The sequence below is a fragment of the Streptomyces sp. NPDC047453 genome, from assembly GCF_040643155.1.
GTDB lineage: Bacteria > Actinomycetota > Actinomycetes > Streptomycetales > Streptomycetaceae > Streptomyces.
In genome coordinates, this window is sequence record NZ_JBEYTS010000009.1 from 32,460 (window position 1) to 52,914 (window position 20,455).

A 20,455-nucleotide genomic window follows, 5' to 3' on the forward strand; every position below is an offset into this window, starting at 1 on the left:
GAATCCATCGGCCACCGCGCTGCGGAGATGCTGACCCCAGAGGAGAAAACGCGATGAACGATCGCGGCAACGAGTATGTGCCCGTCCTGGTCGTGGGGGGCTCACTCGTGGGCCTGTCCGCATCCGTGTTCCTCGGGCGCCTTGGCGTCGAGCACTGTGTCGTCGAGCGCCATGCCGCCACGTCGGCGCATCCGCGCGGCCGCGGCAACAACATGCGGACGATGGAACTGTTCCGGACCGCCGGCCTTGAGCCGGACATCCGGAAGGCCGCGACCACGCTGTCGAAGAACCATGGGATCCTCCAGGTCGACACCCTGCGCGGCGAGAACCGGCGCTGGCTCTCGGCGCGGATCACGGGCAGGCCGCCTGAGGCGGACCTGTGCTCGACGATCCGCTGCGCGTGCAGCCAGAACGATCTGGAACCGGTCCTGCTGCAAGGCGCCCGCGACCTGGGCGGGGACGTGCGCTTCGGCACGGAGTTGCTGTCCTTCAGCCAGGATGACGACGGGGTGCAGGCCGTTCTGCAGGCCAGGGACACCGGTGAGACGTACTCGGTGAGGTCGGACTACCTGCTCGCCGCCGACGGTCCCCGCAGTCCCGTCCGCCAGCGGCTCGGGATCGAGCACTCGGGATCGGGAGATCTGTTCCACAACGTCAGCGTCACCTTCCGCAGCAAGCTGCTGCGCGAGGTCGCGGGGGAGCAGAAGTTCGTCGTCTGCTACGTCACCGACCCCACCGGCGAAGGCGTGCTGCTGCCCGTGGACAACGAGGAGCAGTGGGTTTTCCATGTGCCCTGGTTCCCGGAGCGCGGGCAGACGCTGGAGCACTTCACCGATGCCCGGATCATCGAGCACATCCGGGCAGCGGCCGGGATGCGCGATCTGGACGTGGAGATCACCGGGAGAGCACCGTGGCATGCGGCGGACCGCGTGGCGAACAGCTATCGGGACGGGCGTGTGTTCCTCATCGGTGACTCCGCCCACGAGATGCCGCCGACCGGGGCGTTCGGGTCCAACACCGGTATCCAGGACGCGCACAATCTCGCCTGGAAGATCGCCGCGGTCCTCCGCGGCTGGGCGGGCTCGACGCTGCTGGACAGCTATGAGGCCGAGCGTCGGCCGGTGGCTCAGACCACCAGCGCGCGGGCGACCCTTCAGGCCGCTCGTGAACAGCACCCCGGCTACTCCGCCCGGACGGCGTCGAACGACTCCGCGGATCTGATGACCGTGGCGCTGGGCTACCGATACGCCTCGCGGGCGGTGGCCGGCGCGAACGCGGAGGACCCCGTCATCCCCGACGTCCTGTGCCTGAACGGCGAGCCCGGAAGCCGTGCACCGCATCTCTGGGTCACACGCGACGGGGCGAAGGTTTCCACCGTTGACCTCTACGAGCGCTCTTTCGTCCTGCTCTGTGGGGGTCCCGGCTGGCGCACCGCGGCCGGCACCGTGGGCGCGCGGCTCAACGTACCGCTCGACGTCTACTCGATTGGCGACGGAGCGGAGTACGACCTGGACACCGGCGGCGCTGCGGACTGGTCCTCGGTGCACGGCGTCGCACCGGAAGGCGCGGTGCTGGTACGGCCGGACGGCTTCGTGGCCTGGCGGGCCGAGGCCGGGACGGCGGACATGGAAAAGGAACTGACCGGCGTTCTGCTTCAGATCCTCGGGCGTTGACGGTCACCGTGGCTCGGCAACCCGAGCACCACAAGAGCGACTTCTCCGGCGTCACCACAGAAATGGGAGCCTGTCCATGACATCACTAGAGACGGCTGCGGGCACGGCCGCCCTGGCCGGTATAGGCGACAGCGGGCCGATGGATGGGGGGGAGGGCGACGCACGCCGGGAGCGTGTGGACGTACACCACCACTACACCGCTCCGGAATGGCTCGACTGGGCGGAGAAGCAGGAGATCGTCCAACGGCGGAGCCTGCCGCCGTGGACCCGGTGGGACCTCGGCACAGCACTTCGGATGATGGACGAGGCGGGTATCCGGACCAGCGTGTTCACCGTCGCGATGCTGGGCCGCCTCCAGGATCCGAAGGTGCGCAAGGAAAGCGCCCGTGTCGCCCTGGAAGCCGCCAGTGACCTTGTCCAGAGCCATCCCGATCGCTTCGCCTTCTACACGCCGCTGTTCCTGGACAGCCCGGACCTGTCGATGTGGTCGCTGACCCATGGAATGGACGACCTCGGGGCGATCGGCGTCAGTGTGCGGACCAGCGCCAAGGGGGTCTATCTCGGCCACCCCGACCAGGACGGAATCCTGGCGGAGCTGAACGAGCGCTCGGCCGTGGTCAGTACGCACCCGATGGACGTCCCCGGAGGCGGTGCGGAGCTGGAGGGCGTGCCGCCGTTCCTGTGCGACTTCCTGATGGACACGACGCGTGCCGCGATCAGTCTCATCATCAACGGGACCTTGGACCGCTACCCGAACCTCAGCTTCATCCTGCCGCACGGAGGCGGTTTCCTGCCCTACATCGCCGGCCGCGTAGAGGTGTTCAGCGACTTCCTGACACCAAAGGTGGAACGCGCCCGGATCCGTGACTACCTGCACCGCTTCTACTACGACACGGCCGGCCCCATGTCCCCCTCGGCCACGCCGAGTCTGCTGTCCACCGTGGATCCCTCCCGGATCCTCTACGGCAGTGACTGGCCCCCCACCCCGGCTCATCTGGTCACGGGTGTCACCGCTCCCGCGCTCGACAACGACCCCGCCCTCGACGAACAACAGCGCCGCTGCATCAACCGCGACAACGCGCATCGTCTTCTTCCGGCGCTTGCCACTCGCCGATAGCGGCTTCGAGGAGGGGACACGAGCAGTGCGGAGGGGACCGGCGACCTGGCCCCGAACCGTGATCGGTCCGGGGCCCACGTGCCGGGGGCTCCGGCAGGCTCCCGGTCGCAGGGCCCCGATGAGCGTCCAGGGGGTCAGACGTCGGTGATGCGCAGGCCGGCGTGGGCCTTGTCGGCCAGAGCCGCCCAGCGCGCGACCGGGATCCCGGAGGCGACCTGGGCGTTGAACAGCCAGGTGGTCGGCGACGCGCAGACGGTGGAGCGGGCGCGTCACGTGCGCAAGCGGCTGGGCGGTGCCATGCGGCAGACCGGGGTACTGGCTGCGGCAGGGAAGGTCGGCGACGAGGACCTTCATGTGGTCCTGGCAGCGATCGAGCGGACCGTGCGGCATGTGCTCCGAGGCTGACCCTCGCACCGGCCTCCGCCGTTCGCGAGCCGCCCTCGCCAAGCGCCTGCCGATGCCGCGTCCTGCGACGTCGGCGTCGATGCCGACTGCCCACCCACGCCGTCCAGGGGAATGACCTCCCGCCTCCTTCGTCCGGGTGCGGCATGCCGCTTTTGGCGTAATGAGCTGGTCGGGCTCTTCGGCCGTGTCAGCCTGTGGTCTTGTTTGATCACGGTCGTGCCGGGAGGCCGGGGTGTACCGCTCGCGTGAGTGGCTGTACGAACGGATCCGTCGTGGCGGCCCGGCGGATCCTATGGTTTCGGCACGGGTTTACGACCGCGGGCAGGACATGGTGCCGGCGGCGCACCGCAATGGCCGGATCACCGTGCCGCGAACGAACGAGGCGCCGGCCCTGGGAGGGCGGCAGCTCGTCGCCCGGCACCTCAGGCTCACTCGCCGCTACGCCTGCCACGACATCCTGGAGATTCTCCTGGTCAGGCCCGGTGCGTGGGCCGGGCCGCCGCTCTGGCGCAGGCCTGGGCTCAGGACGGCTTCACTGCCACTCATGAGGCGTTCCGTTCGGCGGCGAAGACCAAGGTCGGTGAACATGAGGGCACCCGGGTGCTGATCGAGGCGCTGCTGTCGCACCGGCAGTCGCCGGCCGCGGCGGTCATCGGCGGCATGCAGGCTGCTCTCGGCTTCAGACGGGCGGCAGTCCGGCTGAGGGGGCGAAGGTCGTCGTCTCGCGGCACGCCCTGCCGTTGCCGCCCGATCCGCGTCCGCTTCCGGACATGAACACGTACGACCGGCTGCTGAAGCCGGTCACCAGCACCACCTCGAAGAAGGACACGAGCGCATGAGCCCCGCGAAGACCGCCCCCACCGATAGGGACGCCGAGGCCGGCTTTGAATATCAGGTGCCGCCGCGGCGGATGCCGCTGCCGGAGACGGAACCGGAGGACGCGATCATCGACCCCGACGTCCTTCCGAAGGTGGGCACTGCTATCGCCGAAGCAGGGGGCTCCAAGCCGCTGTTCCAGGTCTTCACCGAGCGGGAGGAGCGCAAGGCCACCGCAGTGGCTTCCCACGCCCCCTGCGGCGGGTGGGGCCAGACCTACGTCGGCCCTCGTCGATGCGCGGCGATCGCCGACCGGCTCACCTTCAAGGGCACGCTGATCCAGACCGGCACTGACTCCTACCGGTTGAAGACCACCGAGAGCGAGCACCTGTTCAGCAGGCGATCGTGATGGTGGGGGGAAAGAAGGGGGAAGGGGCGGAGCGGCAGCCCCGCCCTGACCTGCTGGCGCGTCTGGACGCCGAGCTGGGCCGGATCGATGAGCAGCTGCACGCTCTGGCGACCGCCAAGGACCGGGTTCAGGGGCTGCTGGAGGCGGTGGTGGCCATCACCAGGGAGGTGGAGCTGCCCGCGGTGCTGCACCGCATCGTGACCACCGCCATGGACGTGGTCGGTGCCCGCTACGGGGCACTGGGAGTGCTCGACGCGTCCGGCGAGTTGCTGGAGCAGTTCATCGTCGGCGGCCTGTCCGAGGAGGAACGGTCGGCCTTGGCAGGGGTGGGGTTTCCTCGCGGTCGGGGCGTGCTCGGGCACCTGATCCGCCACCCCGAACCCTTGCGGGTGGACGAGATCTCCTCCCATCCGTCCTCGGTCGGGTTTCCGCCCGGCCACCCGCCCATGCGCACCCTGCTGGGCGTCGCCGTCAGCGTCCGCGGTGACATCTACGGCGACCTGTACCTCTCCGAGCGACGCGACGGACGGCCCTTCGATGTCCATGACGAGACCATCGTCGTCGCCCTTGCCCGCGCCGCCGGTATCGCGATCGACAACGTCCGACTCTTCGAACAGGTTCGTACCGGGTCCGAGCAGTTCCAGCGGCGTCTGCTGCCGGAGCTGCCCGACGTGCGGCCCTTGGACGCCGCCGCCATCTACCGGCCCGCCGCCAAACCTCACCATCTGGGCGGCGACTGGTACGACGCCATCCTGCTTCCGGACGGCGTGGTGGCGGTCGTCATCGGCGACGTGGTCGGTCACGATCTGCATGCCGCCGCCGCCATGGCCTCCACCCGCAACATGATGCGCGCTCTGCTGTTCACCCTGCGGACTCCGCCCAGCGCGGTCCTCGCCCAACTCGATCGCACCCTGGAGGCCATCACCGACCACCCCGTCACCACCACCAGCCTGGCGCGCATCGAACCCGCGGGGGCTGCCTGGAGGCTGCACTGGAGCTCTGCGGGCCACGTCCCGCCATTGCTGATTGCCCCAGGGGGCCGGGCGGAATACCTGTTCACGGAGCCCGGACTACCACTGAACGTCGACGTCGGACAGCCCCGCCCCGACCACACCCACCCCCTGCCCCCGGACACCACCGTGGTCTTCTTCACCGACGGCCTCATCGAACACCCCGACCACCCCCTCGACGAGAGCCTGGACGAACTCGCCGAACTCGCCACCACACACGCGGCCCTGCCCCTGCAGGACTTCGTGCAGGCCCTGGCCGACCACCACCCCAGCGACGCGCACGACGACATGGCCATCCTCGCCTTGCGCACCCCGCGCTGAAGCCGCACGGACCCACTGCGGCCAAGAGGCAGATCCCTCGGGTCACACATCGCTCCGAGTGGTCATCCGAAGCAATCCCGGCAGAGCACATTGCGAAAGGTCATACAGATGAGCGGCGGTGTCGTGGATCCGGGAGGGTCAGCCAACGGTGGACGAGGGAGCAAGGCCGAGGGGAAGACTTCCCGATGACCGTTGCGAGTCGCGACAGGCTCCGGCGCGGTGGCCTGACGGCCCTGCAGATCGGCGCCGTTGCCGCGCTGTACTGCGCCTCCGGCAAGCTGGGACTCTTCCCGCAGTTCATGCGCGGCCAGGTCACGCCGCTGTGGCCTCCGACCGGCATCGCCCTGGCCGGCCTGCTCCTGATCGGCCTGCGGGTCTGGCCCGGGATCGCGCTCGGCGCCCTCCTGATCGACATCCCACTGGGACCGTCAACCCCCGCCGTGCTCGCCATCACGACAGGCAACACACTCGCGCCCCTCTGCTCCTACGCACTCCTTCGCCGCACCGGGTTCCGCACCCAGATGAACCGCCTCCAGGACGCGCTCGCACTGGTCTTCCTCGGCGCGCTCACCGGCACGCTCATCAGCGCGACCGTGGGCAGCAGCATCCTGAGCGCCGCTCACGCGCTGCCCCCCGGCGGGTTCTGGCTCACCTGGTGGATCTGGTGGACCGGCGACGCCATGGGCGTCCTGCTGGTCGCGCCGCTGCTGCTCGTCCTCCGCTCGGCGCACTGGCCGAAGGACACACCGCCATCCCGATGGGCGGAGGCATCGCTGCTCGTCGCGGCCACCATCGGCGTCGGGCTCCTCGAAACCTTCCCCGCACCGCTGCTCTTCCTTGGTTTCCCGCTGCTGACCTGGGCAGCCCTCCGCTTCCAGCGCGCCGGAGCCACGCCCTGCGCGCTGGCCGTATCCACCTTCGCCATCCTCGCCGTCACGCACAGGGCAGGCCCGTTCGCCAGTCACACGCTGCTCACCAACATGATTTCACTGCAGGCGTTCAACGGCGCCGCCGCGCTGACCGCGCTGCTGCTCGCCGCGGCCATCACTGAGCGAAACCAGACCCAGGCAAAGATCGAAGAGGCCTGCAGGCGGCTCTCCGAGATGGTGGCGAGAGCCGCACCGGACACCGGCGGCCCGCTGGCGCTTCCCAACCACCAGGGCGACGAGGGAGAGAACGGCGGACAGACCCGAGCGTCGTGATCAATCAGCGATTGCGATAAGGGACGGGCCCGCCGAACCACGCCTGTCAGGGACGCAGATTGCCGATCATGAGCGCGCGGGGTGTCCACGATCTCCACGTGCCGTGGCCGGCGAATCCGGCGGCTCGGGGGCTTGACCTGGCCCGCGGCTGGAGGCCCCTGCGCGGCGCAGGAGTTTGGTGCGGATCGCGCCCGGCATCACGGCGTCGGCGGTGATCGCGTCGCCGGCCCACCGCTTGGCCGCCTCGACGGCGAAGAGCGCGTTGGCGGTCCAGCCGTACTTCTGACCGCCGCCCACCAGCCCTGGGCGCGGCGGCCGGCCCAGGTCCGGACCGGGTGATCCTTCGTGTCTCCGGTCCAACGCAACCTGTTGTTAGACTGGTAGAGACGTTGATCGTTTGTTGAGGAGCCGAGACATGGTGGTGGACGACGACATCTCCGGGTGATACCCGGACCCGACAGGCCACCGGCCGGTGCGTGGAAGCGCCGCCGAGGTGGCCTCGCTGTCGTCCCCTTTTCCCCCTGTCTGCTTCCGGGGCAGAAGTGTCTTCCCCGCCCCCTCCCCACGAGGTCACCTCCATGTCCGACGCTTCCGTCGTCTGCTCGAACCTGTCCTTCACCTGGCCCGACGACACTCTCGTCTTCCAGGACCTGTCCTTCACCGTCGGCACTGGTCGCACCGGCCTCGTCGCGCCCAACGGTGCCGGCAAGAGCACGCTGCTCAAGCTCATCGCCGGTGAACTGCGGCCCGGCACCGGGTCGGTCTCCGCGGCCGGCACCCTCGGCTACCTCCCGCAGAGCCTCCCCCTGACCGGCGACCTCACGGTCGCCGAGGTGCTGGACGTCGCCGCGATCATCCGGGCTATCGACGCCGTGGAGTCCGGGGACGTCGACGAACAACACTTCGCCACCATCGGCGACGACTGGGACATCGAGGAACGCACCCGCGCTCAACTCGACCGCCTCGGTCTGGCCGACCTCACCCTGGATCGCAGCCTGAGCACCCTCAGCGGCGGCCAGGTCATCTCTCTCGGTCTCGCAGCCCAGTTGCTGAAGCGGCCCGACGTGCTGCTTCTCGACGAGCCCACCAACAACCTCGACCTCGACGCCCGGCACAAGCTCTACGACGTGCTGGAGGACTTCAACGGCTGCCTGCTCCTGGTCAGCCACGACCGCGCCCTGCTCGACCGCATGGAACGCGTCGCCGAACTCGACCGCGGCGAACTGCGCTTCTACGGCGGCAACTTCACCGAGTACGAAGAGGCCGTGCGGGCCGAGCAGGAAGTCGCCGAGAAGAACGTCCGCAACGCCGAGCAGGAGCTGAAGCGGGAGAAGCGGGAGATGCAGCAGGCCCGCGAACGCGCCGAACGTCGGCAAAGCAACGCCGCCCGTAACCTGAAGAGCGCCGGTCTGCCTCGTATCTTCGCCGGCAACATGAAGCGGGGCGCGCAGGAGTCCGCGGGCCGGGCGGGCCAGATGCACGCCGGCCGGGTCAGCGAGGCGAAGGCCCGGCTGGACGAGGCCGGGCGCGCGCTGCGCGAGGAGCAGCGCATCACGCTGGACCTGCCGGACACCAATGTGCCCGCCGGACGCAACCTGTTCCTCGGCGAGCAGCTTTGCGTCAGGCTCGGCGACAAGGACGTGTTCGATGGCCAGGGTGTCGACCTGACCATCCGGGGTCCGGAACGCATCGCGCTGACCGGTCCCAACGGTGCCGGCAAGAGCACGCTGCTGCGTCTGCTCAACGGCGACCTGACACCAGAGAGCGGCGAGATCAAGCGGGCCGACGGCCGCATCGCCTACCTCTCGCAGCGCCTCGACCTGTTGGACCTGGACCGTACGGTCGCCGAGAACTTCGCCGACTACGCCCCGCAGCGGCCGGAGGCCGAGCGGATGAACCTGCTCGCCCGCTTCCTCTTCCGGGGGCCCCGCGCCCATCTGCCCGTCGGGGTGCTCTCCGGAGGCGAGCGGCTGCGCGCCACCCTGGCCTGTGTGCTGTGTGCGGAGCCGGCTCCGCACCTGCTGCTCCTGGACGAGCCGACGAACAACCTCGACCTGGTCAGCGCAGGCCAGTTGGAGAGCGCCCTGAACTCCTACCAGGGGGCCTTCGTGGTGGTCAGCCACGACGAACGGTTCCTGCGCGAGATCGGCGTGAACCGGTGGCTGCGGCTGGCCGACGGCGAGCTGAAGGAGACAGGGGCCCCTGAGGTGTGAGCCGTCGACGTGTCGACCTGGCCCGCGTCCGAGGCATGCCGCCCCGCGGGCCGAGCACCGATCACGTTGGACGGACCCCACATGCCTCAGCCCGCTCTGCTCGCCCACGACCTCGTCCTCACTCTCGGCGACCGACGCCTGCTCGACGGTGTCTCCCTGACCGCCTCGCCCGGGCACCGCATCGGGCTGATCGGGGAGAACGGTGTCGGCAAGTCGACCCTGCTGCGCCTGCTGGCCGGGACGGACGAGCCCGACGCCGGCAGCGTCACACGCCCGCCCGACCTGGGCTTTCTTCAGCAAGAGATGCCCTACGACGCCGACGCGACGATCGCCGACGTACTCGACGACGCCCTGCGCGAAGCCAGGGACGACCTTGCTGAGCTGGAACGGCTCACCGAGCAGCTCGCGCGGACCGCGCAGGATGCGCCCGAGTACGCCGACCTGCTCGACGCGTACGGCGTCCGGCTCGAACAGGCCCAGGAACGGGAGGCCTGGGACGCCGACCGGCGTGCCGCGCTCGTGCTCGACGGCCTCGGCCTCGGCGCCTTCGGACATGACCGGACGCTCGGGTCGCTGTCCGGCGGGCAGCGCGGCCGGCTCGCGCTGGCCGGGCTGCTGGTCCGGCGGCCCTCCGCGCTGCTGCTGGACGAGCCGACCAACCATCTCGACGACGGTGCCGCCGCCTTCGTCGAGGACCAGGTACGCACCCTGCCCGGGGTCGTCGTGGTGGCCAGCCACGACCGGGCCTTTCTGGACGCCGTGTGCACGGACCTGATCGACCTCGACCCCGCGATGGACGGTCCGGTCCGCTACGGCGGCAACTACAGCGCCTACCTGACCGAGAAACGTGCCGAACGGGACCGCTGGGAGCGACGCTGGGCCGAGGAACAGGAGGAACTGGCCGCGCTGCGGGCCTCCGCTCAGGTCACCGCGCACCGCGTCGCACCGGACCGGGGACCGCGCGACAACGAGAAGATGGGCTACGGCCACCGTGCGGGCCGGGTCCAGAGCCAGATCTCCCGGCGGGTGCGCAACGCCATCCGCCGCCTGGAGGAGCTGGAGCGCTCCCAGGTCGGTGAGCCACCGAAGCCGCTGCGGTTCGAGAGCACGGCGCTCGCGGCACCGGGGGCGGAGGGCGACGGTCCGCTGGTGTCCCTGGACGACGTACGGGTACCTGGCCGGCTTGCACTGGTCAGTGCGCAGGTGTCGGCGACCGACCGTCTGCTGGTCACCGGTGGGAACGGGGCCGGGAAGTCGACTCTGCTGGCCGTGCTCGCCGGGCGGCTCGCGCCCGAGGGCGAGATGCGGCGGCGGCGCGGACTGACCGTGGGCCTGCTCGCCCAGGACACCGTCTTCGACCGGCCGGGCCGGTCCGTCCGGGACACCTATGAGCTGGCGCTGGGAGCCGAGCGGGCCGAGGCGGTACCGCTGGGCTCGCTCGGCCTGATGCACGAAGCGGACCTGGACAAGCCCGTCGGCCGGCTCTCGGTCGGACAGCGCAGGCGGCTCGCGCTGGCGCTGCTGGTGGCGCGACCGCCGCAGTTGCTGCTGCTTGACGAGCCCACCAACCACCTGTCGCCGCGCCTGTGCGACGAATTGGAGGCGGCGCTGGGCACCGGCCCCGGCGCGATCGTGCTGGCCAGCCACGACCGTTGGCTGCGGGAGCGCTGGCAGGGAGGGGAAATCCGGCTCGGCCGGCGAGCTGGGTGTAGGCATGTCCGCACCGCGGGTGGGCCTTGACCAGCAGGGCCTGCCGGTCCGCTGCAAGCCGGGGCCACTGTGTTCCGCGCTCGCGGCGCAGTGCGGTCAGCCTCCCCGCCAGGAACTGTAGGACTGAACCGGACGGAGCTTCCTGCCGCTTGACGTGAACCCGCCGCGAACTCGTCGTCGGCGGAGCTTCTTGCGAGGTTGAGGCACCGAAGGCTGCGGCCGCCGGGCGGGGCAGGCAACGGTGAACGCGGCCCCGGCCGCCGCGGCGGTGGCGAGTACTTCGCGGCGGACCGGGCGGGAGGGCGCGGGCGATGGTGTCGAAGGCGTCAGGACCGTGTCTTCACCGGGAACGTCAGCGACATCGACAGCCACGCGTACACCGGTCCCAGCGCGTTCATGGCGATCACGGACACCCACGCAGCCCACGGGTTGCCGACGTCGTAGCCGAACCCGCCGAAGAACGTCGCGAAGTAGCTTGCGAAGCCGAAGAACATGCCGGGGATCAGCGAGAACAGCTTGAGCTTGCCCGTGTACATCAGCGCGGAGTTCACGACGAGGACGCACAGCGCCCCGAACGCGTTGCGGGCGAGTTGGCCCTCGCCGAAGGCCGTGCCCTGATGGGTCTCCAATAACACGATCACCAGGGCGTACGTCGAGCCCATCGGCATGGCCAGCCACAGTCGCTTGGCGTCGGGGAGGTTCGGCCCGCCACGTAGGAACATCCCTGCCCAGGGGATGAAGATCGCCCACGGCGGCAGATGCCATACGGTGCCACCGATGAACGCGGTCGTGGCCGCAAGCACCGACGCCGCGATCTCGTGCGGTATCCGCTCCCGCCTCGGCGGCGGGGCCTCGACCGACGTCGTCTGCCGGCCTGCGGTCGTCTCGGCCATGTCAGGCCCTCCGACGGGTCACGAGAGAGCTGTCGAGCTCCGCGGAGAACGTCGAACGGCTCACGACGCGGCCCGACTTGACCACCGCGGTACGGATGGGCCGCTCCAGGAGCACCGAGTCGTAGTCGTCCGTGTCGAGCACGACGAGGTCGGCGACCGCGCCCTCATGTACTCCGTAGTCCGCCTCCGGGAGCCCGATCACCCGCGCGGCATCGTACGTCACCATGCGCAGCACCCGGCGCAGGTCCGCCGGGCCCGACAGATGCCCGAGCCGGGCCAGCAGCAGCGCCGCCTCCAGGACGTCACCGGTTCCGTACGAGGTGAACGCGTTGCGGATGTTGTTGGTGGCGCATGCCGTGAGCACGCCCGCCTCCCACAGTTCCCGCACCGGGGCGATGCCACGGCGTACCGCCGTGTCGTCGCCGCGCCCGCCGAGGAACAGATCCGTCGCCGGCAGTGGCACCACGGCCACACCCGCCGCGGCCAGGTCGGCCAGCACGGCGCGGCGCTCGGCGGGCGGGCGGCCGCCCAGGGAGGTGGCGTGGCCCAGGGTGACGCGCCCGGACAGGCCACGTGCGACCGTGCGGGCCGCGATGAACTCGGCCAGCGCGAACTGCTCGTCGCCGCAGTCGTCCGCGAAGTCCGCGTGGAGATCGGCGGGCACCCCGTACTCGGCGGCGAGGTCGAGCACCAGCTCCACCTGCCGGTGGCAGTCGGTGACCGACGCCTCCGAGTAGGTGCAGCCGCCGACGGCGTCGGCGCCCGCGTCCAGCGCCTTGCGCAGCAGCTTCTCCGTGCCGGGCGCCCGGAAGACGCCCTCCTGCGGGAACGCGACGACCTGCAGGGTGACCAAGTCGGCCCAGCAGTCCCGCAGTTCGAGCAGCACCTCGAAGCCGACAAGGCCGGCCACCGGATCGACGTCGGGGTGGGCACGGACGGTCGTGGTCCCGTTCAGGACGCACATCCGCAGCACCCGCTCGGCGCGCGCCCGCACGTCGTCACGGGTGAAGCCGGCCTTGAGTTCGGCGGTGACGCGGATGGCGTCGGCGAGCGTCCCGGTGGGATTGGGCCGCACGGAGTCGAGCAGCGCCTTGTCGGGGTGCAGATGCGCCTCGATGAGCCCCGGGATCACCACCCGTCCCGCGCAGTCGAGCACCTCGGCGCCGTCGGGCGGCTGAAGGTCCTGGCCGATGGTCTCGATGCGTCCGACCCGGATCCGGATGTCTGCCGGGTCCGGGGAGTCCTCGGCGCGTGCGTGACGCAGCAGCAGAGCGCTCACGAGGGGTTCTCCTCACGTGGTCGTGGCGGTTGGGGACCGTACGTGCGGGGAGTGCGGGGGCGGCGCTTGCGGCGGGTCAGGTCAGGTGACGGCGGGGACGCCCGCTTTGCGGATCATGCTCGCCGCCGCGCGGCGGCCCGCGCCGCACTGACCGCCCTCGGCGCCACCCCGCCGCCCGCCTGGACGCCGCCCTCGGTGAGCCCGGGCCGAGGCCGCCACCTGCGTGCCCTGTACGCGGGCGGCACCTTCGCGTACGAGGCACGGCAGTTGCTGCCCGACGCGGTCACCGCAGTGCGGCCCTTCGCTCCGGGCGGCGACATCGCCCTGCCGGCGCGGCACTTGGTGCTCGACCTCGGCGACGACGCCTACACCGCCGGCCGCCCGCACCCGATGATCGACCCGACGGTCCGCGCCGCCCATCTGCGCGCCGCGCTGCTCGACCCGAACACCGCCGCAGTCGTCCTCGACGTGGTCCTCGGCCACGGCGCGGGCCTCGACCCGGCCGCAGCCCTCGCCGCCGAACTGGACCGGGTCCCGGCGTCCGAACGGCCCCCCGTGCTCGCGTTCGTCGTCGGCACCGAGCGCGACCCGCAGGGCACCGCAGCCCAGCGGAGCCGCCTCGCGCAGGCGGGCGCCCACCTCGCGCCGACCAGTACGGACGCGGCCGAATGGGCCGTGGCCCTGATCGGCTCGGCGGCACACGTCCCAGTAGGGACACGGGACTTGACGTCGACCGGATGACCCACCGCCCGTTTCGGCAAGACCACGTCAGGAGACGCCACGTGAACGCTCCCACCACGCCCGCCCTGCTCGGCGCGGGCGACACCCCGGCCCGGATCGCCGCCGTCGGCGTCGCCGACTTCGCCGACGTCCCGCGCACCGCGGGCGCCCAGGTCGACGCCCTCGACTGGCGTCCCCCGGCCGGCGGCGACCCGGACGCCGGCTGGGACCTCGCCGAGCTCACCGCCCACCCGCTCGTCGAGGAGGCCAACCGCACCGCCGTGGCACGCCTGCTGGCCGCCCGGCCGCTGTGGCGCGACGTCCGCCCGGCCCGCGAGGTACTGCCCGTCCTCGACGACCGCGCCACCGGCGAACGTGTCCTGCTGCACGCCGGACCCCCCATCGGCTGGGCCGACATGTGCGGGCCTATGCGCGCCGGCGTGATCGGCGCCGCCTTACTCGAAGGCTGGGCCGACACCCCGGAGAAGGCCGAACTCCTCGCGGACTCCGGTGCGTTGCGCTTCGAGCCGTGCCACCACCACGAGGCCGTCGGGCCGATGGGCGGCATCACGTCCCCGTCCATGCCGGTGCTCGTCGTCGAGGACCCGGCCACCGGGCGCCGCGCGTACGCCAACCTCAACGAAGGCGCCGGACGCTGTCTGCGCTACGGCGCCCTCGGCGACGACGTCATGGAACGGCTGCGCTGGATGGCCGACGTGCTCGCCCCCACCCTGGACACCGTCCTGGGTACCCTGCCCGAGGGGGTCGACCTGCGCGCGATCACCGCACGGGCCCTCCAGATGGGCGACGAGTGCCACAGTCGCAACACGGCCGCGTCCGCGCTGCTCCTGCGTGAGATCGCCGCCCCGCTGTCCCGGACGGAGCACGGCCCGGACGTCCTGGAGTTCCTCGCCGCGAACCACTACTGGTTCCTGAACTTCTCCATGGCCGCCTCGAAGCTGGCCACGTCCGCCGCGCACGGCGTGCCCGACTCCACCCTCGTCACCACGTTCGCCCGCAACGGCGTCGAGGTCGGCATCCGCGTCAGCGGCCTCGGCGACGCCTGGTTCACCGCGCCCGCCGCCCGCATCGAGGGGCTCTACTTCGCCGGATACGGGCCCGAGGACGCCAACCCCGACATCGGCGACAGCGCCATCACCGAGACCAACGGCCTCGGCGGCTTCTCGCTTGCCGCCGCCCCCGCGATCACCGGGTTCGTCGGCGGCACCGTCGACCAGGCGCTGCGCACCAGCCATGACATGGCCCGCATCACCCTCGCCCGGCACGAGGCGTACCGGCTGCCCGCGCTCGGCGGTCTCGGCTCGCCCGTGGGGATCGACCTGCGTGCCGTCGTCGACACCGGCATCGAACCCGTCGTCACCACCGGCATCGCCCACCGCGAACCGGGCATCGGGCAGATCGGCGCCGGACTCGTGCACGCCCCGATGGAGTGCTTCGTCAGGGCGCTCGCCGCCTTCCCCGTACCGCGGGACGAGGAGCCGGAGGACACCCGGACACCATGAGCCCGACCACCCTGCCGGGCCTGGTCAGCCAACTGGCCCGCGACGTCCTGGCGGGCCCCTCCCGTCCCGCCCGCGTCATCGCCGTCGCCCGGCAGGCGCTGTATCTGCTCCCGCACGGACAGCGGGGACCACTCGCCCTGGTGGAGCCCGGTGCCGTGCGGGTGCCGGCCGCCGTCGTCCTGCCGCGCGCCGCGGGGGAACGGCCCTTCCACGGGCTGACCCCCGGCCGCACGGGACGCGTCGGGGCCGGCCGGATCGCGATCGGGTCCCTGTGCCTGACCGCGGGGGAGTTCTGGGCGCCGCCCCGCGCCCAGGACACCCCACCCGGCCCGGTCCTCGACCGGCTCGCGACGCTCCGCCCGCCCCGGCCGCTGCCGGCCGAGGTCCGCCCCGCCGCCCGTGCCCTCGTGCGCATGCTCGCGCACGGCGGCACCGTGGCCCGGCGGCGCGCGGCCCACGCCCTGCTCGGCCTCGGCCCTGGCGCGACACCCTCCGGGGACGACTTTCTGTGCGGGCTGCTGCTCGCCGCCCAGATGCAGCCGCGCCCGCCGGACTGGCTCGCGGCACTCGCCGACGTCGCGGCAGAGGCGGATGCGCTGACGCCGCCGGTCTCCGCGGCCCTTCTCCGGCATGCCGCCGAAGGCCTGTGCATCCCCCAGGTCGCGGAGCTGCTGCGGGCCGCCGCGACCGGCGGCGACCCGTCCGGACCGGTCGCCGCCCTGCTTGCCGTCGGCCACAGTTCGGGGTGCGACCTGCTGCACGGCCTGTGCGCGGGAGCGCGCCTGGCGACGCGCGCCCGCGACGGCGTCGGGCCGGGATCCACACCGTCGTGATGTTCAGGACCCCTTGATGCCGTGGTCCGACGGCTCGCGCCCGTACCGGGAGGGCTCGGCGCCGCCGAAGGGGCCCGCGGCCGATGCCGCTCAACGCCCGCACCGAGCGGTTCGTGATCCGAACGAAAGACCCTGGCCCTCCTCCGCCTTCGCATCCTCCTGCGGTGACCGCCACGCGGCGCGACCACCGATTTCGGGACAGAGCCATTCGCTGGACAGTCACTCCACCCGAAAGGAGGCGAAAGCCGCTCGGCCGGACAGGCGGCGCGCGATCTTGGGTAATCCTTCGCAGCGGGCCGAGAGCCGACGGCCGCGGCCCGGAACCCGGCGGTCGCGGTCCGGGCGAGGCCCGTAGGTGTGTACACGGAAGGCAAAGCCGGCCCGAACCGACGGGGCGGGCGGCGCCGACCAGGGTGCGGACGGGCCGACCGTATTCCGCACCTGACACACGCTCGTCCCATAGCTGAATACAAACTGGTTCGCCGGGACTGGCTGCGAGAAGCCGCAGGTGAGCGGGCTCGACCCGGAGGCCGGACGCGGGAGGTAACACATGTGCGGAATCACCGGCTGGGTGTCCTTCGACCGTGATCTGCGGTCCGAGAGCGTGACCTTGGACGCGATGACCGAGACCATGTCCTGCCGGGGTCCGGACGACCGCGGCACCTGGGCCGAGGGTCCTGTGGCCCTCGGCCACCGCAGACTCGCGATCATCGACCTTCCCGGCGGGCGGCAGCCGATGAGCGTCCGGACACCCGAGGGCACCGTCGTGCTCGTCTACTCGGGCGAGACCTACAACTTCACCGAACTGCGCCGCGAGCTGACCGATCTGGGCCACCGCTTCACGACCGACTCGGACACCGAGGTGGTCCTGCACGCCTACCTCGAATGGGAGGAGGGGCTCGCCAGGCGGCTCAACGGCATGTTCGCCTTCGCCGTGTGGGACGGCCGCCACAACCGGCTCGTGATGGTCCGCGACCGTATGGGGATCAAGCCGTTCTACTACTACCCGACCTCCGACGGCGTGCTGTTCGGCTCCGAGCCCAAGGCCATCCTCGCCAATCCGCTGGCCCCCGCCCGGGTCCGCCTCGACGGACTGCGGGAAATGTTCGCGATGGTCAAGACGCCCGGACACGCCGTATGGGACGGCATGCGCGAACTGGAGCCCGGCACCGTCGTCACCGTCGACCGGCAGGGGATGCGCCGACGCGTCTACTGGCAACTTCAGACCCGTCCGCACACCGACGACCGCGCCACCACCATCGCCACCGTACGCTCACTGCTCGACGACATCGTCCGCCGCCAGCTCGTCGCCGACGTCCCCCGCTGCATGCTGCTGTCGGGAGGCTTGGACTCCTCGGCGCTGACCGCCCTGGCCGCCCGCCAACTGGCCGAGCACGGCGAGAAGGTGCGCAGCTTCGCTGTGGACTTCGTGGGACACGCCGATGACTTCGTCGCCGACGAGCTGCGCGCCACACCCGACAGCCCGTACGTGCACGACGTCGCCCACGCCTCCGGCACCGAGCACCAGGACATCGTCCTCGACGCGCAGGCCCTCGCCGACCTCGACGTACGGGCGGAGACGATCCGGGCCCGCGACCTGCCCGTGGGTATCGGCGATTTGGACTCCTCGCTCTACCTGCTTCTCCGGGCGATCCGCGAGCACTCCACGGTCGCGCTGTCCGGCGAGTCGGCCGACGAGGTCTTCGGCGGCTACCTCCAGTTCTTCGACGAGGAGGCCCGGCGCGCCGACACCTTCCCATGGATGGCCCAGGCCCAGCGCTTCGGCAGCGACTCAGGCGTCCTGAGCCCCGCTCTCACCAAAGCCCTGGACCTGAAGACGTACATCGCCGACAGCTACGGCACCGCCGTCTCGGACATCGGCCGCCTCGACGGGGAGAGCGACTTCGAGTACCGGATGCGGAAGATCTGCCATCTGCACCTCACCCGCTTCGTACGGGTCCTGCTGGACCGCAAGGACCGCCTGAGCATGGCGGTCGGGCTGGAGGTGCGGGTGCCGTTCTGCGACCACCGGCTTGTCGAGTACGTGTACAACGCCCCCTGGTCGCTGAAGTCGTTCGACGGGAGGGAGAAGAGCCTGCTCAGGGAGGCGACCGCCGACCTGATTCCGCGGTCCGTGTACGACAGGACCAAGAGCCCCTACCCGTCGACCCAGGACCCGAAGTACGCCGTCGCCATCCAGGAACACGTCAGGGACATCCTCGCCCGCCCGTCCCACCCGGTCTTCGACCTGCTCGACCGGGACCGGGTGCACCAAGCAGCCCACCGGGACGCCCCGCAGGTGACGCTGGCGTCGCGGCGCGGTCTCGAACGCACCGTGAACCTGGCACTGTGGCTGGACCTGTACAAGCCGGAGCTGACACTCACCTGACGCCGGGCACACCGCGGGCCGGCCCCGCCGGCGCCCATCGGCGGGACCGGCCGCGGAGTGCCATCGGGCGCCGCCCTGGCTGATCGCGGCCGGCTGCCGCCCGCCCGTGGTCGACAGCCACCGCACCGGGATCGCCTATCTGTGTCGTTGGTACCGCCTGCGCGCCGACGGCGCGTGGCCCGGACGGGTGAAGACCGGCTCGGCCGCGCCGTTCGCGCTCGCCGGCGTCTTCCCTTCCGACAACGACACCTTCGCGGTGAACCTGGTGCTGGACGACGAAGGCCCTCCGCCCGTGGTTTGACGCGCAGGTGACCGCCGACCGCGCCGACGGGCAACGCCTCGCCGAGGGCTCACCACCCGCAGCTCGGCGGGCTGCCGCCGTGGCCGCATGCGCCTTTGACGATCCCGTCGTCATGCGAACCCGAGCCCAGGTGCGCCATCTCCTGCGGCCGGACGACGACGCCTACGGCACCGACGAAGTGGACCGACACGTCACCGCCTGGCTGGCCGCCCACCCGGACTTCACGCCGAAACACGACGGCCCGACCCGGGATCAGTGGGATGCCCTCATCCCGGGCTGAGGGCTTTCCCGGCACCTCACCTTCGACGCTCAGCGCCGGCAAACGTCTGCCGACACTCGTTTCTCTGGGTGGGCAAAACAGTCAGCGGCGGGTGAGGTGGGTGAGGGTGACGCCGTTGGGGAAGGCGGTGCGCTCGGCGACCTGGAAGACGGTGGGGTTGAAGGCGCCGTCGAACGCCGGGATTCCGGCGCCGGCGACCACCGGGTAGTTCTTGACCACCAGTTCGTCGATCTCGGGCAGGAGGGCGCCCGCGAGCTTGCCGCCGCCGCAGAGCCAGATGTCCAAGCCGGTGTCCTCCTGCCGCTTGAGTTCGCGGACGAGGGCGAGTGGGTCACCCGGGACGACGGTGACGGCCGGGTCGGTGTCGGGCTTGAGGGTGCTGGATACGACGTACTGGCGCAGGTGCGCGTATGGACTGGTGATCCCCGCGTCGAAGGCGGGGCGGTAGGTGCCGAGGCCCATGACGACCGTGTCGAAGTGCCGGTTGGGCACGTCGGTGAGGCCCACGGCGGCGCGGTGGGCGGTCGGGACGGTATCGGGGTACAGCGTGTTGGTCCAGGAGAAGTAGGCGGCGGTCTGCTGTTCGTCGCCGGCGGGGAAGAAGTCGTACTCGCCGCCGGGGCCGGCGATGCGGCCATCGAGCGTGACACCGACGTAGTACACGAGCTTTCGCATCTCTGATGGCTCCATACGTAGTACTCTAATTGAAGTGGTTTGAACGTAGTACTACAGATGGAGTGATGTCAATGGTGAGGCGAAACGACCAGCGGCGTGCCGCCCTCGTTGATGCCGCGATCGAGGTGCTGGCCAGGGAAGGCGCGCGAGGTCTGACGTTCCGGGCGGTGGACACCGAGGCCGCCGTACCCGCCGGCACGGCGTCCAACTACTTCACCAGCCGCGACGACCTGCTCACCCAGGCCGGCGCCCGCGTGTACGAGCGGCTCCAGCCCGACGAGGCCACGATCGCCCGCCAGCAGGCGGCCGGCCGCGACCGGGAGACCTACGCGGAGTTGATGCGTGAACTCGTCGGCCGCGTCGCCCGCTTCCGCACCGGCTACCTCGCGCTGCTCGAACTCCGCCTTGAGGCCACCCGCCGCCCCGAATTGCGCAAGGTCCTCACCGAGCGGGTCCGGGCCGACGTCGACGCCAACGTCGCCTACCACGAGACCTCCGGCCTCCCCGGCGACGCCATGGCCGTCAAGCTGCTCATTCTGGCTCTGAACTGGCTGATCGTCGAGCAGCTCACCCTGCCGGACGTCTTCACGGAAGCAGAGCGTGAACAACTAGTGACGGCCGCGGTCGAACGCATCGTGGCGGCGGAGTAGGCGGCTGACGCGCACAGATCCCTCAACGCGCCCCGA

Annotated in this window: 19 protein-coding genes and 2 pseudogenes; 15 read left to right on the plus strand and 6 right to left on the minus strand. The window is 71.0% G+C overall.

Translation table 11 applies throughout. From position 1 onward, the window contains the following. Positions 1 to 53: 53 nt before the first annotated feature. From ABZ818_RS11125 to ABZ818_RS11135, 3 genes are all read left to right on the plus strand, one after another. Complete coding sequence (locus ABZ818_RS11125; RefSeq protein ID WP_361412919.1) at positions 54 to 1,673, plus strand: FAD-dependent monooxygenase; 1,620 nt, start codon at positions 54 to 56, stop codon at positions 1,671 to 1,673. A 76-nt stretch (positions 1,674 to 1,749) separates the two neighbouring features. Next, positions 1,750 to 2,790, plus strand: a complete 1,041-nt coding sequence (locus ABZ818_RS11130; protein WP_361412920.1) for an amidohydrolase family protein — start codon at positions 1,750 to 1,752, stop codon at positions 2,788 to 2,790. Positions 2,791 to 2,958: 168 nt separating this feature from the next. Beyond that, on the plus strand, positions 2,959 to 3,195 hold the full coding sequence (locus tag ABZ818_RS11135; RefSeq protein WP_361412921.1) for a beta-eliminating lyase-related protein: 237 nt from the start codon (positions 2,959 to 2,961) through the stop codon (positions 3,193 to 3,195). Positions 3,196 to 3,874: 679 nt separating this feature from the next. Here ABZ818_RS11135 and ABZ818_RS11140 read toward each other — a convergent pair. Continuing rightward, complete coding sequence (locus tag ABZ818_RS11140) at positions 3,875 to 4,024, minus strand: hypothetical protein (RefSeq protein ID WP_361412922.1); 150 nt, start codon at positions 4,022 to 4,024, stop codon at positions 3,875 to 3,877. A gap of 6 nt (positions 4,025 to 4,030) precedes the next feature. Here ABZ818_RS11140 and ABZ818_RS11145 point away from each other — a divergent pair, with 6 nt between their 5' ends. The 3 genes from ABZ818_RS11145 to ABZ818_RS11155 all read left to right on the plus strand — a co-directional run bounded on the left by ABZ818_RS11145 (position 4,031) and on the right by ABZ818_RS11155 (position 6,953). Next, positions 4,031 to 4,420, plus strand: coding sequence for an ATP-binding protein (locus ABZ818_RS11145; RefSeq protein ID WP_361412923.1), 390 nt, complete (start codon positions 4,031 to 4,033; stop codon positions 4,418 to 4,420). Beyond that, positions 4,420 to 5,751 carry a GAF domain-containing SpoIIE family protein phosphatase gene (locus ABZ818_RS11150; RefSeq protein WP_361412924.1) on the plus strand — a complete coding sequence of 444 codons (1,332 nt, stop codon included), beginning with the start codon at positions 4,420 to 4,422 and terminating at the stop codon, positions 5,749 to 5,751. Before ABZ818_RS11145 ends, ABZ818_RS11150 begins: the two co-directional genes overlap by 1 nt. Before the next feature lie 185 nt (positions 5,752 to 5,936). Further along, complete coding sequence (locus ABZ818_RS11155; RefSeq protein ID WP_361412925.1) at positions 5,937 to 6,953, plus strand: MASE1 domain-containing protein; 1,017 nt, start codon at positions 5,937 to 5,939, stop codon at positions 6,951 to 6,953. Positions 6,954 to 7,118: 165 nt separating this feature from the next. On the opposite strand, the pseudogene ABZ818_RS11160 reads toward ABZ818_RS11155, so the two are convergent. After that, positions 7,119 to 7,223: pseudogene (locus tag ABZ818_RS11160) on the minus strand (oxidoreductase); the annotation flags it as partial. A 308-nt stretch (positions 7,224 to 7,531) separates the two neighbouring features. Here ABZ818_RS11160 and abc-f point away from each other — a divergent pair. Together abc-f and ABZ818_RS11170 are read left to right on the plus strand one after the other, a co-directional pair. Beyond that, positions 7,532 to 9,166, plus strand: a complete 1,635-nt coding sequence (abc-f, locus tag ABZ818_RS11165) for a ribosomal protection-like ABC-F family protein (RefSeq protein ID WP_361412926.1) — start codon at positions 7,532 to 7,534, stop codon at positions 9,164 to 9,166. A gap of 81 nt (positions 9,167 to 9,247) precedes the next feature. Next, the gene (locus tag ABZ818_RS11170) at positions 9,248 to 10,906 is read left to right on the plus strand and encodes an ABC-F family ATP-binding cassette domain-containing protein (protein ID WP_361412927.1); all 1,659 of its coding nucleotides are present in this window, start codon (positions 9,248 to 9,250) and stop codon (positions 10,904 to 10,906) included. Here ABZ818_RS11170 and ABZ818_RS11175 read toward each other — a convergent pair. From ABZ818_RS11175 to ABZ818_RS11185, 3 genes and pseudogenes are all read right to left on the minus strand, one after another. Then, positions 10,863 to 10,988 (minus strand): annotated as a pseudogene (locus tag ABZ818_RS11175) (IS5/IS1182 family transposase); the annotation flags it as partial. The gene ABZ818_RS11170 and the pseudogene ABZ818_RS11175 overlap by 44 nt on opposite strands. 214 nt (positions 10,989 to 11,202) lie before the next feature. Then, a complete protein-coding gene (locus tag ABZ818_RS11180) occupies positions 11,203 to 11,769 on the minus strand; it encodes a DUF1097 domain-containing protein (RefSeq protein ID WP_361412928.1) in 567 nt (188 codons plus the stop codon). Between the two features lies 1 nt (position 11,770). Then, positions 11,771 to 13,048: an amidohydrolase family protein gene (locus ABZ818_RS11185; protein WP_361412929.1), complete on the minus strand. Its 1,278-nt coding sequence runs from the start codon at positions 13,046 to 13,048 to the stop codon at positions 11,771 to 11,773. Between the two features lie 195 nt (positions 13,049 to 13,243). Here ABZ818_RS11185 and ABZ818_RS11190 point away from each other — a divergent pair, with 195 nt between their 5' ends. The 6 genes from ABZ818_RS11190 (at position 13,244) to ABZ818_RS11215 (ending at position 19,094) form a co-directional block, all read left to right on the plus strand. Further along, complete coding sequence (locus ABZ818_RS11190; protein WP_361412930.1) at positions 13,244 to 13,789, plus strand: hypothetical protein; 546 nt, start codon at positions 13,244 to 13,246, stop codon at positions 13,787 to 13,789. A 41-nt stretch (positions 13,790 to 13,830) separates the two neighbouring features. Continuing rightward, positions 13,831 to 15,291 (plus strand): DUF1116 domain-containing protein, encoded by a 1,461-nt coding sequence (locus ABZ818_RS11195; RefSeq protein ID WP_361412931.1) that lies wholly within the window; start codon positions 13,831 to 13,833, stop codon positions 15,289 to 15,291. Continuing rightward, on the plus strand, positions 15,288 to 16,124 hold the full coding sequence (locus ABZ818_RS11200) for a DUF2877 domain-containing protein (RefSeq protein WP_361412932.1): 837 nt from the start codon (positions 15,288 to 15,290) through the stop codon (positions 16,122 to 16,124). The genes ABZ818_RS11195 and ABZ818_RS11200 overlap by 4 nt, the downstream gene beginning before the upstream one ends. A 550-nt stretch (positions 16,125 to 16,674) precedes the next feature. Beyond that, on the plus strand, positions 16,675 to 18,513 hold the full coding sequence (gene asnB / locus ABZ818_RS11205; protein WP_361412933.1) for an asparagine synthase (glutamine-hydrolyzing): 1,839 nt from the start codon (positions 16,675 to 16,677) through the stop codon (positions 18,511 to 18,513). A gap of 106 nt (positions 18,514 to 18,619) precedes the next feature. Further along, a complete protein-coding gene (locus ABZ818_RS11210) occupies positions 18,620 to 18,814 on the plus strand; it encodes a hypothetical protein (RefSeq protein ID WP_361412934.1) in 195 nt (64 codons plus the stop codon). Between the two features lie 112 nt (positions 18,815 to 18,926). After that, complete coding sequence (locus ABZ818_RS11215; protein ID WP_361412935.1) at positions 18,927 to 19,094, plus strand: hypothetical protein; 168 nt, start codon at positions 18,927 to 18,929, stop codon at positions 19,092 to 19,094. A gap of 81 nt (positions 19,095 to 19,175) precedes the next feature. Here the strand turns inward: ABZ818_RS11215 and ABZ818_RS11220 are convergent, their stop codons facing one another. Then, positions 19,176 to 19,769 carry a dihydrofolate reductase family protein gene (locus tag ABZ818_RS11220; protein WP_361412936.1) on the minus strand — a complete coding sequence of 198 codons (594 nt, stop codon included), beginning with the start codon at positions 19,767 to 19,769 and terminating at the stop codon, positions 19,176 to 19,178. A 71-nt stretch (positions 19,770 to 19,840) separates the two neighbouring features. On the opposite strand from ABZ818_RS11220, the gene ABZ818_RS11225 reads away from it, so the two are divergent. After that, positions 19,841 to 20,419 (plus strand): TetR family transcriptional regulator, encoded by a 579-nt coding sequence (locus ABZ818_RS11225; protein ID WP_361412937.1) that lies wholly within the window; start codon positions 19,841 to 19,843, stop codon positions 20,417 to 20,419. The last annotated feature ends 36 nt before the right edge of the window (positions 20,420 to 20,455 follow it).

Coding starts and splice junctions, on each gene's coding strand:
- ABZ818_RS11200 (WP_361412932.1), top strand. CDS start 15,288: ATGAGCCCGACCACCCTGCCGGGCCTGGTCAGCCAACTGGCCCGCGAC.
- ABZ818_RS11220 (WP_361412936.1), bottom strand. CDS start 19,769: ATGCGAAAGCTCGTGTACTACGTCGGTGTCACGCTCGATGGCCGCATC.
- ABZ818_RS11125 (WP_361412919.1), top strand. CDS start 54: ATGAACGATCGCGGCAACGAGTATGTGCCCGTCCTGGTCGTGGGGGGC.
- ABZ818_RS11145 (WP_361412923.1), top strand. CDS start 4,031: ATGAGCCCCGCGAAGACCGCCCCCACCGATAGGGACGCCGAGGCCGGC.
- ABZ818_RS11170 (WP_361412927.1), top strand. CDS start 9,248: ATGCCTCAGCCCGCTCTGCTCGCCCACGACCTCGTCCTCACTCTCGGC.
- ABZ818_RS11155 (WP_361412925.1), top strand. CDS start 5,937: ATGACCGTTGCGAGTCGCGACAGGCTCCGGCGCGGTGGCCTGACGGCC.
- abc-f (WP_361412926.1), top strand. CDS start 7,532: ATGTCCGACGCTTCCGTCGTCTGCTCGAACCTGTCCTTCACCTGGCCC.
- ABZ818_RS11180 (WP_361412928.1), bottom strand. CDS start 11,769: ATGGCCGAGACGACCGCAGGCCGGCAGACGACGTCGGTCGAGGCCCCG.
- ABZ818_RS11225 (WP_361412937.1), top strand. CDS start 19,841: ATGGTGAGGCGAAACGACCAGCGGCGTGCCGCCCTCGTTGATGCCGCG.
- ABZ818_RS11150 (WP_361412924.1), top strand. CDS start 4,420: ATGGTGGGGGGAAAGAAGGGGGAAGGGGCGGAGCGGCAGCCCCGCCCT.
- ABZ818_RS11215 (WP_361412935.1), top strand. CDS start 18,927: ATGCGAACCCGAGCCCAGGTGCGCCATCTCCTGCGGCCGGACGACGAC.
- ABZ818_RS11130 (WP_361412920.1), top strand. CDS start 1,750: ATGACATCACTAGAGACGGCTGCGGGCACGGCCGCCCTGGCCGGTATA.
- asnB (WP_361412933.1), top strand. CDS start 16,675: ATGTGCGGAATCACCGGCTGGGTGTCCTTCGACCGTGATCTGCGGTCC.